Source organism: Indolivaga capnocytophagoides DSM 22835 (assembly GCF_000426485.1).
Lineage (GTDB): Bacteria > Bacteroidota > Bacteroidia > Bacteroidales > Dysgonomonadaceae > Dysgonomonas_A > Dysgonomonas_A capnocytophagoides.
The window spans coordinates 14,214-29,916 of record NZ_AUFL01000008.1 but is presented as its reverse complement, the minus strand read 5'-3'; the positions used below and the strand labels follow the sequence as shown (position 1 = coordinate 29,916).

The following is a 15,703-nucleotide window of genomic DNA, read 5'->3' as shown; positions in this document are numbered from 1 at the left end:
GAGGAAACGAATAAATTCCTGACGGTTACTAAGTACGAAGATAGAAAAAATAGGAGCACCCTACCCCATTTCCAGTCTCTTAAATATAGATAAAATCAAAAAAATAGAAAGTCCGCGAAATCACTTCGCAGACTCTCCTTCTTAACACAAACTTTACAAAACTACACAATAGAGTTGATTGTGGTCTGATATAAAATCAGGAACCAACTCAGTGTTTCTTATATATCTTTAAATTGAATAACAATTATTTTAAAGTCTAATTATTATATCAATGTTTTCTCTTTTTTTATACGGGCAAATTTAATACTGTTTTTTTAATTCATCAAGAAAATCTCTCTTTTTTCACTTTTTTAACTCACTTTTTAGAAACTCTGACGTTATTCCTATATTTTTAGTAATAATTTCTTCAGGTTTCCCTTGTATCAACAACTGACCTCCACCAGAACCACCTTCGGGTCCCATATCTATTATATAATCTGCACACTTTATAATATCCAGATTGTGTTCGATAACAATCACGGTATTACCTCTCTCTACCAACTGATTAAGCACCCCCAACAATACTCTTATATCTTCGAAGTGCAGCCCTGTTGTCGGTTCATCCAAAATATACATGGTATTACCGGTCTCAGTACGGGCAAGTTCAGTAGCCAGTTTTATACGCTGTGACTCTCCTCCGGATAATGTGGTCGAAGGCTGCCCCAACTTAATATAGCCGAGCCCTACTTCCTGCAAGACTTTTATCTTATGCAGAATGTTAGGTGTATTTTCAAAAAACTCTACAGCAGCATTAATTGTCATATCGAGAACATCCGCTATAGACTTACCTTTGAAACGTACTTCCAAAGTCTCTCGATTATATCGTTTACCATGACAATCTTCGCAAGGAACAAATACATCGGGCAGAAAATTCATCTCTATAGTTTTATAACCGTTTCCACCACAAGTTTCACATCGTCCGCCCTTCAGATTGAAAGAAAAACGTCCCGGCTTGTAACCTCGGATTTTCGCTTCAGGCAGATTCACAAATAAATTGCGAATATCAGAAAATACGCCCGTATATGTTGCTGGATTGGATCGTGGAGTACGGCCGATAGGCGACTGATCGACACTGATTACTTTATCAACATGCTCTATTCCATCAATCGATTTGTAAGGAAGTGGATCTTTTAACGATCTGTAAAAATGCTGACTTAGTATCGGCAATAATGTTCCGTTTATTAAACTGGATTTACCACTGCCCGATACCCCCGTGATGCACGTAAGAGTACCTAAAGGTATTGAAACATCAACCGATTTCAAGTTATTTCCGGTTGCTCCCTTCAATTCAAGGAGATGACCATTACTTTCTCTTCTAACCGTTGGAATCTCTATCTCTTTTCGACCATTCAGATAATCCGAAGTAAGGGTGTTCGCCTTTAGCATTGCGGCTGGGGTTCCCGCAAAAACAATCTCTCCGCCTCTCCTACCGGCAAAAGGGCCCATATCAACAACATAGTCGGCTTCGAGCATCATATCTTTATCATGCTCTACCACAACAACAGAGTTGCCTGTATCGCGTAATTTTTTCAATGAATTGATTAACCGAACATTATCTCTCTGATGCAGCCCTATACTGGGCTCATCTAGAATATACAACACATTAACCAACTGAGAACCTATCTGAGTGGCAAGACGTATACGCTGACTCTCTCCTCCCGAGAGTGTAGCCGAAGCCCTGTTTAGTGACAGATAGCTCAATCCTACATCAAGAAGGAACGATAATCTGGATAAGATTTCTTTCTTAACCTCTGCTGCTATATGACGCTGTTTCTCAGAAATGTGTTCATCCATAGTCTGAACCCAATCGTATAGCTGCTGAATATCCATTGCTGCCAGTTCCGCTATATTTTTGTCATTTATGCGGTAGTTAAGAGCTTCGATATTCAACCGCTGTCCTTTACACTCGGGGCAAAGCGATGTCTTTATAAATTGGTTTGCCCATTTCTGAGCTGTTGCAGAGGCATCACTATCCTGCTGCATGGTAATATATTTGGCTACACCTTCGAATGCTACTGTATAAGAGGATGTACCTAAAGTATCATTTTTAATCTGTAGTTTTTCGTCTGTTCCGAACATAATTTCGTCCAGAGCATCCTGCGGAATATCTTTTATAGGGGTTTTGATTGTCACATCATACTTTTGGCAAATGGCTTCTATCTGCCAGAAGAACAGCGAATTTTTATATTTGCCTAAAGGGGCTATTCCTCCCGAATAAATGCTGACTTCGGGTTTCGGCACAATCTTATCCATATCGATTTGGTTGACTTCTCCCAAACCCTTACATTTAGGACAAGCACCATAAGGGGAATTAAAGGAAAAATTATGAGGAGCAGGTTCTCCATACGAAAGTCCTGTACTCGGACACATCAGCTGGCTGCTGTAATGCCGCACATCACCACTTTCGACATCTTGTATCATAATGAGCCCGTCACCTTGTTTCATTCCCACTTTAACACTGTTTCTCAACTGATCAGCAAATTTGTTGGAAACAGCCATTTTATCCACAAGGATTTCTATGCTGTGGTTTTTGTAACGATCGACCCTCATACCGGGAAGTATTTCCCTTATTTCGCCGTCTACCCGTACATTAAGGTATCCCTTTTTTCGTATCTGCTCGAATAACTCTTTATAATGCCCTTTACGATTACGTACAACAGGTGCTAATATATATATCTTTTTACCCAGATAACGAGTCAGAATCAGATCGAGAATCTGCTGTTCGGTGTACTTTACCATTTTCTCTCCGGTAAGATACGAATAAGCATCTCCTGCGCGTGCATACAGCAAACGAAGAAAGTCATATATCTCGGTTGTAGTTCCAACAGTCGAGCGAGGGTTACGGTTTACGGTCTTCTGTTCAATAGAAATAACAGGACTTAACCCCGTTATTTTATCTACATCAGGACGCTCCATTCCTCCCAAAAAGTTACGGGCATATGCTGAAAACGTTTCTATATAACGCCTCTGTCCTTCGGCAAAGATAGTATCAAATGCCAAAGAAGACTTTCCGCTTCCGCTCAATCCCGTAATCACCACCAACGAATTACGAGGTATTTCTACATCTATATCTTTCAAATTGTGTACACGAGCTCCGTACACTTCAATTTTTTCAGTTTCTTCAACCTTCTGGTCCATTCTATATTTTAACCTAACTTTTTTTGATCAAGGTCTCAGACCTGTTTATTATTCTGTAAGTAAACACTTACTTCTACTTATTTTTGCGATTGTCTTTTAGTCGGCAATCCATTTTTTATCATACACTTCAATCTTTTCACCTTTTTTGTAATACAACGATTCCTGTGTCGGAATCAGAATAGTATATGAACTCTGACTTTTTGCTGTAATAGTTAATTTACGATCTCTTAACCACAAATTGAAATCCTTTAATTGAGCATAACTAATTCCGTTTTCTTTTGCGAAAGATGCCAGATCGGGAATACTTTCCGAAACCTCTATAGTCTTAAAGTTAAATGGTTTATACAATTGATCGGAAGTAATTACAAATCCGTACTTATAAGGAGCTTCGAAAATCGTTTTAATTGCGAGCATCCTGAAATAATAACGAGAAGATTCTTCGACCAGCCACAAGTCAACACCGTCCTCTGCCTGTTGCTTTTCCAATTCTCCGCTTACACGTCCCATACCCGCATTATATGATATAGCTACGCTAGACCAGCTATTGTATTTATTATAAGCACTCTTCAAGTATTTACAGGCGGCTCTTGTAGCCTTTTCGACCGAATAACGCTCGTCTACTTCAGGGGTCACCTCCAACCCGAACTGAGTACCGGTAGCAGGCATCAATTGCCATAAACCGGCCGCTTTCGCCGATGATATAGCTCTGGTATCAAGCATACTTTCTATCACTGCCAGATACTTAAAATCTTCTGGAATACCATTTTCTTTGAGTATCGGAACTATTATCGGAAATAAGCGGTTTGCTCTTTTTATCAATAACATTGTTGTAGAATGAAGATATGCAAAGCTATTCAGTTCACGATCGAAACGTTCGTAAAGATCATATCTTTCCAATTGTATATCTTCTCCTGCAAATTTTACTTTATCAGGAATTTCTATCGAGGTTGTCATTGATAATACCTTGGGATTTTTCTGTTCCTCAACGCTTTTTTCAGATGTTGACAAGAAAAAGAATCCCATAAAACAGATTAAAACAAACGAACATGATAAGACAATATATTTTTTCATACTCTTCACCTTTAGTTTATATTCCGGGGTCGCAGACCCTTATTTATATGTTAGCACATGTATAATTACAAATTTATCATTTATTTCATTCACAGGAAGCAACCTTAATAAGCATACATATATCATTTACGCTTTTTATCGGTTTTTTCATTCTTTTTTATTAATGGTTCACTAAGCAGCTCCTGTAACTTTTCGGCTGTAATATTCGGATGGATATGACCTCCGCTCATATAAGATATACGCCCCCGTTCCTCTGAAACAATAATCACATGGGCATCAGTTTCCTGACTTATACCCAATCCGGCACGATGTCTCAATCCAAACTGTTTCGGTATATTCGGATTTTGCGATACAGGCAAAATACATCCCGCAGCTTTTATCTTTTCATTCGAAATGATCATAGCACCGTCATGCAACGGACTGTTTTTAAAGAAAATATTCTCGATAAGCCGTGTACTTACATCAGCATTCAATACTTCTCCGGTTTGAACATAATGCCCCAACGACATTTCACCTTCAATTACAATAAGAGCTCCGGTATAAGTTTTCGCCATATTCATACAGGCCAGCACCATAGGAGTTATCACCGTATTGGTCACATTGTTTTCGCTTTTTGCGCCAAAGAATTTAGCCAACACCCTGAATGTGTTATTAGAACCCAGAGACATTAGGAAACGCCGTATCTCATCCTGAAACAGAATAATGATAACAAACATACCAATACTCACAAACTGACTGAGAATAGCACCTAACAGTCTCATCTGAAATACATGGGTAACTACAATCCATAATATCAGAAAAGCGAATATTCCTTTGAATATAGTTGTGGTACCTGATTTTTTCACCAGATAATACAGCTGATACATAATAGATGCAACCAGCAGAATGTCAATTATGTCTTTTATTCCGAAATTTTCCAAAACAGAAGATTTTTAGGGTTCAGCCTTATTCAGTTAATGCCGCAACGATCTTTACCGCCTCAACCGCTTCTTTCACATCATGCACTCTCAAAATATCCGCACCGTTCAACAGAGCATAGGTATTCAATACAGTTGTACCATTAAGAGCCTCTGATGCAGGAATATCAAACAATCGGGTAATCATCGATTTGCGGGATATGCCTACTAACAAAGGTAATTCAAAATTTTTGAAGAAGCTCAAACTACGCATCAATTCATAGTTTTGTTTTACATCTTTAGCAAATCCAAAACCAGGATCGAGTATAATGTCGTTCACTCCCAAAAGGTGTAATCTACGCACCTTTTCTGAAAGATATAAAACGATATCTTCCAGCAGATCGCCGTAATCGGTCTGTTGTTGCATATTTTGGGGCGTACCCTTCATATGCATCAAAATATAAGGCACATTGAGGTCTGCAACAGTCTCGAACATCCGGGAATCCAATTCTCCGCCAGATATATCATTTATAATATCTATGCCATGCTCCTGTACTGAAAAGCGGGCAACATCGGCATAAAAAGTATCTATGGAAAGAATCACATCCGGAAATTCTTTATTAATTGCCGACAATACCGGTTTCAGCCGCCTGATTTCCTCTTCCGCCGACAAAAATTCAGAAGTAGGACGAGTCGATTGAGCCCCAATATCTATAATATCGGCACCTTGCGAAACACACTCCTCCACTCGTTTTAGGGCATCAGATACTTCAGTTTTACGGCTACCCGAATAAAAAGAGTCGGGAGTTACATTCAGAATACCCATCACTACAGGATGAGATAAATTGAATAACTCTCCTTTTATATTAATTGTTTTTGATACAGCACGGTTCAGCATAAGTCTATAATATTTTCGTCAAAAACAGTCAGGTTTTCCAACCCTTCGTCTTTTACCAGATATGTGTTCTCATACCCAACAGCCCCAACTTCGGGAATCACAAATTTGGGTTCCAAAGCAAAAACAGTATTAGTCAGCAAGAGTTCTTTTGAACGTGGAGCTAACACAGGCGGTTCATTTATTTCCAAACCGACCCCATGACCTATAAATTTGGCCTGCTGTTTTGTACCCATGAAATAATCACTTAATCCATTTCTTGAAACGATTTCAAGAGCCATATTGTACAAATCGGCACATGCCGTTCCGTTTTTTGCCACGGATATTATATGCTGATGTATTTCACCGGATACCGCATGTGCTTTATATGCCAGATCAGAAATTTTTCCGACAGAAAAAACACGAGTCATATCCGTCATCCAAGGCGAATAGTTTCCCGCCATGTCTACCATAATTGTATCTCCGTGTTTTATTTTTTCGCCACATGCCCCTAATGGTAATATAGGACTACCGCCTTTTCCTCCTAAAGCAAAATCGAAAGGCGAAGGGCTTTCTGCATTTTCTCCGACCAGCAAACTTCCCATATAGATATCCATATTAGCACCATAGCTGCGGAAAATACCTAAAGACCCATGCTTGCGCATGAGAAATTCTATTGCGAACTGTAAATCCAAGTCTGTCATTCCTTCTTTATATATCGAAGGGATTTGCTCATAAACTTCCACATGGCGGGCAGCACAAAGACGCACCTGCTGTAATTCAAATTCCGATTTAACAGACCGTAATTTTCTAAGCAACACAGATGCATTAGAAATATCCGGAAGGTTTAAATTCAAAGAAGAGATCAATCTGTTGGCATCCGTAAGTGACAAAGCATCCACTTCGAGCAAAATTTTAGACGGAACATTTATTCGCGCCTTTCGTAATTCTTCGACAATTTGCTCGGGCTTACGAATATGTATAACATTGTCCAGATGAAAATCAATCGTCCTTTTAATAAAGTGAGTGGGCTCACCTGATGCAGGAAGATAATAATATCCGTTATAAACACCTCCCACCATATAAAAGACATTGACGCTTGTAGTCAATATACAAGCATCAATACCACTCTTCTGCATCTCTTTTTGCAAACGTCTGCGACGGACAACCAAGTCGTCAGACAAAGCTGTATTATAGTCCATTGTATTTTTATATTTTATGCAACAAACAATTGTTCACTACCCAATTTATCGATACAAATTCTTTTCTTCGATATAATTATAGACCGATTCGGAAAGAAAAGCTTTCATATTTTTACCTTCGGCAATACTATCCCTGATAAACGTAGACGATATTTCAATAATCGGTGATTCGAGAGCCTCGACACTGCTTCTCAACCCCTTAGCAATAGTTAATTTGGCATCCAGCCGGGGATATACATATATATGATACTTGTCGAGTATCAATTTATAATCTTTCCATTGATGAAATGTATCCCAGTTATCAGCTCCTATTATCAGAGAGAATTGATGTTCCGGATATTTTTCATTCAGAGCGTCCAAAGTATTTACTGTATACGAAGGACGCGGCAATTTAAATTCGAAGTCTGAACACTTAAACTGCGGATAAGATTCTAATGCCAATCGAGTCATTTCAAGCCTTAAATCCTCATTGATCAATTCAGCATTCTCCTTCAATGGATTCTGCGGTGTTACCAAGAACCAAATTTCATCAATTTCCGTAAACTCTGTTATATAGTTTGCCAGAATTAAATGTCCTACATGAATAGGATTAAAAGATCCGGAAAAGATGCCTATCTTCATTGGCTTAAAAATTCTTGAATTACAGATAATGCTTCGGCCTTTGCTTTCTCTAAATCCTCATTATGAATAACAACATCAAACTTAGAGGCAAAAGTAAGCTCATATTCAGCTTTAGATACCCGGTCATTAATCACCTCATCGCTGTCTGTGCCTCGTTTTATCAGCCGTTGCCTTAATTCTTCTATCGAGGGCGGCTTTATAAATACAGCCAAAGCCTGCTTTCCGTAATAATCCTTAATATTACATCCTCCAACAACATCAACATCGAAAATCACATTATTCCCATTATCCAGAATACGTTGAACTTCACTTTTCAGCGTTCCATAATACCGGTCTTTATAAACCTCCTCATATTCTAGAAATTCTCCATTATCTACTTTTTGTCTGAACTCATCGGGAGCCAAAAAATAATACTCTACCCCATTCCGTTCCGTTCCTCTCGGAGGACGGCTTGTTGCAGATATGGAAAATTTAAGATCTAGATGCTGATCTAACAAATAATTTACTATTGTGGATTTTCCTGCTCCCGACGGAGCAGAAAATATGACGAGTTTCCCCATTCTTTATTACCTTAATCTATATAGTTAACAAACGAAAACGATCAGTCAGATCATAACACGTTTAATACCTGCTCTTTAATCTGTTCCAATTCGTCTTTCATCTGTACAACAATCTGCTGCATCTGGGCATGATTAGACTTCGAACCCATAGTATTAATCTCCCGTCCCATTTCCTGAGCTATGAAACCAAGTTTCTTTCCTTGTCCGCTTGCGCTTTTCATTGTTTCAAGAAAATATTTCAGGTGATTTGTCAATCGATTCTTTTCTTCGTTGATATCTAGCTTTTCAATATAATAGATCATTTCCTGTTCGAAACGATTTTTATCATAATCAAACTTCTCTATTTTTTCGAGAGCTTCTATAATACGACTCTTTACTTTTTCTACGCGCTCAGTTTCATAAGGCTCTACATCTGACTGCAAAGTCGTAATATTAGATATCTTTTCAGTAAAAAGCTTTTCGAGCATAGCTCCTTCCTGCCTTCTGAATTCTATTAATTGATCTATTGCCTTATTTATAGTTTCCAAGACTTTACTCCATTCTTCCTCATCAGCTTCCTGAGCCTCATATTTCAAAACATCTGGCATACGAAGAAGTACCTGAAACCAATCTGCAGGCACATCAACACCTAATTTTTCAGAAGATTCTTTTATTTGGTTATAATACGATTCCAATACATTCTGGTTTATCTGAGAAGTAGTCTCTTTTCCTGTATTTTCGACATAGATTGCGAAATCAACTTTCCCTCTTTCCAGACGACGACCAATCAAGCCGCGTATATTTAATTCCTGCTCTTTATAAACGCTAGGAATACGTGCAGATAAATCCATCTGCTTACTATTCAACGATTTTACTTCGATGGTTATCTTCTTTGTCGACAACTCCAATGTTGCCTTACCGAACCCGGTCATTGATTGTATCATAATATTTCTTTCATTTTTACAAAAGTACACTTTTTTACACGAATATATAAACCTTGTATCAGAATCGTAATAGTCCGTAGATTTATTTTCATTTTTATAACGAATACTACCCCCCTCAAATCGGCCTAGAAAAATTATTAAAAACTACTGATTTTTTTCTTTGGGAATCTCAATACGTTCTCTACATTTGCATAGATAAAATTTAGTCAAAATGAAGCCCAAATTATACGCTCTTTTCCGTTTCGAAACCGTTGTTATTTTAGTTATACTGATTGCTTTTTCCCTTAACTGGATTCATCTGGGAAAAGTACTGAACATTTCAGGATGGGGCTTGCCCGATTTATACCGTAAGTCAACTAATGTATCAAATGCGATCTTATTCTTCGCCAAAAAAGATTCTCCTCATTTGGCAAAATTCATATACATCGTTCCCTTACTTGGTATTATCTCGATACTATTTTTCTACAATCTAAAAAAACGAATTGCCCGTATCTTTCTATTCCTTACGTGTACTTTCGGCATAGTAGTTTCTTTGTATATGTATTACTACTTCCTATCTTCCAAAATATTCAAATTATCCAATGCCGGAGCAGGTGTACACTTATTATTAGCTATATCACTAACAGGAATTTTGTACATAATCATGTATTCCCGTAAAGCAAAAAAAGAGGATGTTCCGGTATTAACAGGGGACAAACTGACTTTTTAATTTTATTTATACCTTTCAGGCTTTCATAAAGATTATAGATACCGGTATTTTTTCTTAATTTTGAGAAAGGTCAAATATACAGCACCTAAAGCTAAACAGCAAGTCTGACACCTTAAAATTAAGAACTTTATATAGAACTATAATCTTTAAATAAGAAAAACGCCATGAAAGAATTAAAAATGTTCATCGATGGAAAATTCATCGATAATACTTCCGGAAAATGGATAGATGTCCTTAACCCCTCTACCGAAGAAGTGATCGCCAAAATGCCCGACGGTACTGTAGAAGATGCAAAAAAAGCGATTGATTCAGCAGAGACTGCACAAAATGCATGGGAGAAAATCCCTGCTGTAGAACGAGCCTCGTATCTCATAAAGATAGCAGCCGGAATAAGAAAAAGAGAAAAAGAAATAACCGATACAATAGTAAAAGAAGGAGGTAAGACTCAAGCTTTGGCAAATGTAGAAACACTTTTCACCGCCGACTATCTTGAATATATGGCTGGATGGGCTCGCCGATACGAAGGAGAAATCATACAGAGCGACCGTCCTAATGAAAACATCTTTTTATTCAAAAAACCGCTGGGTGTTACAACCGGAATACTCCCCTGGAATTTTCCATTTTTCCTGATTGCCCGCAAAGCGGCACCTGCATTAGTTACTGGAAATACGATCGTTGTCAAACCAAGCCAACAAACTCCTATCAACGCTTATATTTTTGCTCAGATAGTAGAAGAGGTTGGTTTACCGAAAGGAGTATTTAACCTTGTGAACGGGCGTGGTTCTGTAATTGGAAACGAATTAGCAGCCAATCCCAAGGTAGCGATGGTAAGCCTTACCGGAAGTGTATCTGCCGGACAACAAACAATGGCAGCGGCGGCGGCGAATGTCACCAAAGTATCTTTGGAATTAGGAGGAAAAGCTCCTGCGATAGTGATGCCCGATGCAGATATCGACCTTGCAGTTAAGTGCATTATCGCCTCAAGAGTCATTAACACAGGTCAGGTATGTAACTGCGCAGAACGTGTATATGTACATTCATCCATCAAAGATAAATTCATGGACAAACTTGTTGCGGGAATGAAAGCCGTTAAAGTAGGTGATCCTAATCAGGTAGCAGACCTTGATATGGGACCCCTGGTTGAGGCTAATGCTCTAAGATCCGTTCAGGAAAAAGTAGACAAAGCCGTAAAACAAGGAGCACGCCTTGTATGCGGAGGAAAACGTATCGGTACAAAAGGGTACTTCTTCGAACCTACTGTCTTGGATAATGTCACTAATAAAATGGACATTATTCAGGAAGAAACATTCGGACCGGTATTGCCGATTGTTGAATTTACAGATATAGATGATGCTATTGCAATGGCTAACGATTCGGAATTCGGATTGACATCATCCGTTTATACTCAAAACCTGAATACAGCTTTCAAGTTAGTGAGAGCTCTGAAATTCGGAGAGACTTACATCAATCGTGAAAATTTCGAAGCGATGCAAGGATTCCATGCAGGATGCCGTAAATCGGGTATCGGTGGCGCTGATGGAAAACACGGATTAGAAGAGTACTTACAAACACATGTTGTATATCTCGAAACAAAAGGATAAACAAGAAAAATATCCTGTACTATAAACTAAAGAAGTCCGGAAATTAGCCGGACTTCTTTTTATAATGATCAAAGATTGACAAAATCTCACATTTCCAGATCAATATCGAACAATTCATGCCAAGGTAATCCTTGCTTGTTTAATTCATCCATAAACGGATCGGGATTAAATTCTTCGACATTATATACTCCGGGCTTTCTCCAGAGCCCTTTCATAAACATAATAGCTCCTATAGTAGCAGGTACACCTGTTGTATAACTTACCCCTTGAGCTCCGGTTTCTTTATAAGCGGCCTCATGCGAACAGTTGTTATATACATAATATGTTCTTTCTTTTCCGTCTTTAATACCTTTTATGCGACAACCGATAGATGTTTCTCCGGTATAGTTTTCTCCCAGTTCGCCCGGATCAGGCAACACTGCTTTCAAAAATTGAATGGGAACGATTTCTACTCCATTATATATAATGGGATCGATACGTGCCATACCGATGTTCTGAATAACTCTCAGGTGAGTCAGATATTCCTGCCCGAAGGTCATCCAGAAACGGGCGCGATTTAACGATGGAAAGTTCTTAACAAGAGACTCCAATTCTTCATGATAAATCACATACGATTCTTTGGCTCCGATATTCGGATAATTCAAAGGCTTATGTATTTCGTGTGGCTCGGTTTCCACCCATTCTCCGTTCTGCCAATATTTACCTTTTTGAGTAACCTCACGTATATTAATCTCAGGATTGAAATTAGTAGCAAATGCTTTACCGTGATCTCCGGCATTGCAGTCTACGATATCGAGTTCATGCATCTCATCAAAATGATGCTTTGCTGCATAAGCGGTGAACACACTTGTTACACCCGGATCGAAACCACAGCCTAAAATTGCAGTCAATCCTGCTTCTTTAAATTTATCCTGATATGCCCATTGCCAGCTATATTCATATTTAGCTTCGTCTTTAGGCTCGTAATTTGCAGTATCCAGATAATTAACTCCGGCAATAAGACAGGCATCCATTATTGTAAGATCCTGATAAGGCAATGCAACATTGATAACTAACTCGGGTTTGAACTCATTAAAAAGTTTAACCAGATCATCTACATTATCTGCATCAACCTTAGCTGTCTTTATCTTATTACCGCCTATAGCTTCAGCTATTGCATCACACTTCGATTTTGTGCGGCTCGCAAGCATTATATCTGTGAAGACATCTGAATTCTGAGCCACTTTATGTGCGACTACAGTGCCTACCCCTCCGGCTCCTATGATCAAAACTCTACTCATTGTATATCTAATTTTTATATTTAAGGCCTCAGACCTATTTATTATCTAATGTGAATAGTTCGTTATCTATAAAAACACGCTAATTAAGTGCTTACTGTTATTTATAAACTGACTACGCTTACAAAAATAATACATTAAAATAACATTCCCACATAATTAAGCAGTCAGACCTACTAAATCTTTGTTAAGGCTGCAATTCAATTATCTGCCGTTTTTTTCGAGAGTCAACATCGTATAATTAGAAATATTTTGAGTCTTAAATAAAAAGGTGACAAAAGTTACAACTGAATTACATTTCTGCAACAACACTTTTCTCTTCACCACCCAAATAAAACTTTACAAATAGGAGTATCTGTCTCCTTTCCTACAGATAAAAATTGACAACAGGAAAGACGGAAGTCTTGTAAACGATACAACTACAATTTAAATATATCATAAAATGCTTCTTTTTTTCAGTTTAATATCCAATTATCATACTGTGTGCGAAAACAGATTTAACAATCTAAAATAGAACGACATCTGTAACGACCAATATTTACAGATAAAATTATGATTGTTAATTAATATTTAAAATATAGTAAGTGCACTTATTTTTTTCTCCAAATAAAATTTTCCAACTAAAATAATATATTACATTTGCTTTACAATCATAAGAGAGTTATCATATCTGTAATAATTTAAGAACGCATATTTCTCTATTGAGCATTTGCATTATAAACCTTTCTCCGCTGTGATTGTTGTATTAGGATAGTTATCTAGACAATCAATATTCCTTAAAGTAGGAATTATTAATATAACTGTGAATAAGTAAAAAATTTAAAGAGTATTTTACTGCGAACATCGAGTCTCCGTCATAAGTAAGACAACATATTTAATGACGTTTCAAAGCAATAACTATCTATAGTTGTTACGCTTGGTTGGTCAGCAAATGGGTCTGAGCCCTTGCTTTTGTACCGGAATATCCCTGCACAGTAATAAAAACAGGAAAATAAAAAATTATATAAATTATGTCACAATTAGTAGGTCGTATATCTCAGATAATTGGTCCAGTAGTGGACGTCTACTTTGAGAACATAGACGGATCTTCCAGTTTACCGAAGATATATGAAGCATTACACATCAAAAGGCCGGATGGCAGAGTATTAATTGTAGAAGTTCAACAACACATCGGAGAAAACACTGTCAGAGCTGTAGCGATGGATAGTACAGATGGACTGAAAAGGAATCTTGAAGTTGAGGCTACAGGCGATCCCATTACAGTACCCATAGGAAATCAGGTAAAAGGTCGTTTGCTTAATGTTGTCGGCGAATCGATCGATGGGATGAAGCAACTCGACAATAATGGCGGACTGCCAATCCACAGAGAACCTCCCAAATTCGAAGATCTTATTACTTCTCGTGAAGTATTATTCACAGGTATAAAAGTTATCGACCTGCTTGCTCCTTATGCTAAAGGTGGTAAAGTCGGGCTATTTGGTGGAGCCGGTGTGGGTAAAACCGTACTTATTATGGAGTTGATCAACAATATCGCCAAAAAACACAATGGTTATTCTGTATTTGCCGGTGTAGGGGAACGTACCCGTGAAGGTAATGACCTGCTTCGCGAAATGATCGAATCTAATGTAGTACGTTACGGTGACGAATTTAAGAAAAGCATGGAGGAAGGTCATTGGGATCTTTCGAAAGTAGATGAAAAAGAACTAGAAAACTCTCAGATATCGCTTGTCTTCGGACAGATGAATGAACCTCCTGGTGCACGTCAGTCTGTTGCATTATCAGGTTTGACTGTTGCAGAATCATTCCGTGACAAAGGCGGTGAAGATGGACCTAAAGACATTTTGTTCTTTATAGACAACATCTTCCGTTTTACACAAGCCGGATCCGAAGTATCGGCTCTGCTTGGACGTATGCCTTCTGCAGTAGGTTATCAGCCAACACTTGCAACCGAGATGGGTGCGATGCAGGAACGTATTACTTCAACCAAAAACGGATCTATCACATCAGTACAGGCTGTATATGTACCTGCCGATGACTTGACTGACCCTGCTCCCGCAACAACATTCTCCCACTTGGATGCCACAACCGTACTTAGCCGTAAGATTACTGAGCTTGGTATCTATCCTGCGGTAGATCCTCTGGATTCGACTTCACGAAGTTTGGATCCGAATGTTGTAGGTCAGGAACATTACGACACAGCTCAACGTGTAAAACAAATATTGCAACGTAATAAAGAACTTCAGGATATTATCTCGATACTTGGTATGGAAGAGTTATCAGATGAAGACCGCCTGACTGTTAACAGAGCAAGACGTATTCAACGTTTCTTGTCACAGCCTTTCAATGTGGCTACACAGTTCACAGGCGTACCCGGTGTGATCGTTGATATCAAAGATACAATTAAAGGCTTCAAGATGATTTTGGACGGAGAAGTGGACTACCTTCCGGAACAAGCATTCCTGAATGTCGGAACAATAGAAGATGCTATCGAGAAAGGTAAAAAACTTCACGAACAAGCATCCGGAGCGAAATAAGTCAGATAATGAAAGAATTACATTTAAAAATAGTATCTCCCGAGAAAATCTTATTCGAAGGCAGTGTCCAATTTGTGAAACTGCCCGGAACAGAAGGCGAATTCAGTCTTTTGCCCGATCATGCACCTCTTGTATCTTCACTTTCCAAAGGCGAAGTTGTATATGAGGTACAGAGGGGTATTGATGCCGTAAAAGTTCCTATCGGAGGTGGATTTATCGAAGTAAATAAAAACAATGTAACAGTTTGCGCTGAATAAT

13 protein-coding genes are annotated in these 15,703 nt (G+C 38.4%); 4 read left to right on the top strand and 9 right to left on the bottom strand.

The genetic code is table 11. The features are described from left to right. Window positions 1-342: 342 nt before the first annotated feature. The 8 genes from uvrA to K322_RS0103340 all read right to left on the bottom strand — a co-directional run bounded on the left by uvrA (window position 343) and on the right by K322_RS0103340 (window position 9,324). Window positions 343-3,177 (bottom strand): excinuclease ABC subunit UvrA, encoded by a 2,835-nt coding sequence (gene uvrA, locus K322_RS0103375; RefSeq protein ID WP_026625616.1) that lies wholly within the window; start codon window positions 3,175-3,177, stop codon window positions 343-345. A gap of 96 nt (window positions 3,178-3,273) precedes the next feature. After that, window positions 3,274-4,248: a lytic transglycosylase domain-containing protein gene (locus K322_RS0103370; RefSeq protein WP_026625615.1), complete on the bottom strand. Its 975-nt coding sequence runs from the start codon at window positions 4,246-4,248 to the stop codon at window positions 3,274-3,276. Between the two features lie 122 nt (window positions 4,249-4,370). Next, entirely contained in the window at window positions 4,371-5,168 is a 798-nt protein-coding gene (gene cdaA, locus K322_RS0103365) for a diadenylate cyclase CdaA (RefSeq protein ID WP_026625614.1), read from the bottom strand. A 25-nt stretch (window positions 5,169-5,193) separates the two neighbouring features. Then, complete coding sequence (gene folP, locus K322_RS0103360) at window positions 5,194-6,042, bottom strand: dihydropteroate synthase (protein WP_035331240.1); 849 nt, start codon at window positions 6,040-6,042, stop codon at window positions 5,194-5,196. Continuing rightward, a complete protein-coding gene (locus K322_RS0103355) occupies window positions 6,036-7,220 on the bottom strand; it encodes a M24 family metallopeptidase (RefSeq protein WP_026625612.1) in 1,185 nt (394 codons plus the stop codon). The genes folP and K322_RS0103355 overlap by 7 nt, the downstream gene beginning before the upstream one ends. 45 nt (window positions 7,221-7,265) lie before the next feature. After that, a complete protein-coding gene (gene nadD / locus K322_RS0103350) occupies window positions 7,266-7,841 on the bottom strand; it encodes a nicotinate (nicotinamide) nucleotide adenylyltransferase (protein ID WP_026625611.1) in 576 nt (191 codons plus the stop codon). Continuing rightward, window positions 7,838-8,401 carry a guanylate kinase gene (gene gmk / locus K322_RS0103345; protein ID WP_026625610.1) on the bottom strand — a complete coding sequence of 188 codons (564 nt, stop codon included), beginning with the start codon at window positions 8,399-8,401 and terminating at the stop codon, window positions 7,838-7,840. Before gmk ends, nadD begins: the two co-directional genes overlap by 4 nt. A 50-nt stretch (window positions 8,402-8,451) precedes the next feature. Further along, a complete protein-coding gene (locus K322_RS0103340; protein ID WP_026625609.1) occupies window positions 8,452-9,324 on the bottom strand; it encodes a YicC/YloC family endoribonuclease in 873 nt (290 codons plus the stop codon). A 211-nt stretch (window positions 9,325-9,535) separates the two neighbouring features. Here K322_RS0103340 and K322_RS0103335 point away from each other — a divergent pair, with 211 nt between their 5' ends. Continuing rightward, entirely contained in the window at window positions 9,536-10,033 is a 498-nt protein-coding gene (locus tag K322_RS0103335) for a hypothetical protein (RefSeq protein WP_026625608.1), read from the top strand. Between the two features lie 164 nt (window positions 10,034-10,197). Further along, a complete protein-coding gene (gene aldA / locus K322_RS0103330; RefSeq protein ID WP_026625607.1) occupies window positions 10,198-11,634 on the top strand; it encodes an aldehyde dehydrogenase in 1,437 nt (478 codons plus the stop codon). Between the two features lie 86 nt (window positions 11,635-11,720). On the opposite strand, the gene K322_RS0103325 is transcribed toward aldA, so the two are convergent. Beyond that, entirely contained in the window at window positions 11,721-12,914 is a 1,194-nt protein-coding gene (locus K322_RS0103325) for a saccharopine dehydrogenase family protein (RefSeq protein ID WP_026625606.1), read from the bottom strand. A 1,007-nt stretch (window positions 12,915-13,921) separates the two neighbouring features. On the opposite strand from K322_RS0103325, the gene atpD reads away from it, so the two are divergent. Next, the gene (atpD, locus tag K322_RS0103320) at window positions 13,922-15,445 is read left to right on the top strand and encodes a F0F1 ATP synthase subunit beta (RefSeq protein ID WP_026625605.1); all 1,524 of its coding nucleotides are present in this window, start codon (window positions 13,922-13,924) and stop codon (window positions 15,443-15,445) included. 8 nt (window positions 15,446-15,453) lie between these two features. Then, entirely contained in the window at window positions 15,454-15,702 is a 249-nt protein-coding gene (gene atpC, locus K322_RS0103315; RefSeq protein ID WP_026625604.1) for an ATP synthase F1 subunit epsilon, read from the top strand. Window position 15,703: the final 1 nt, after the last annotated feature.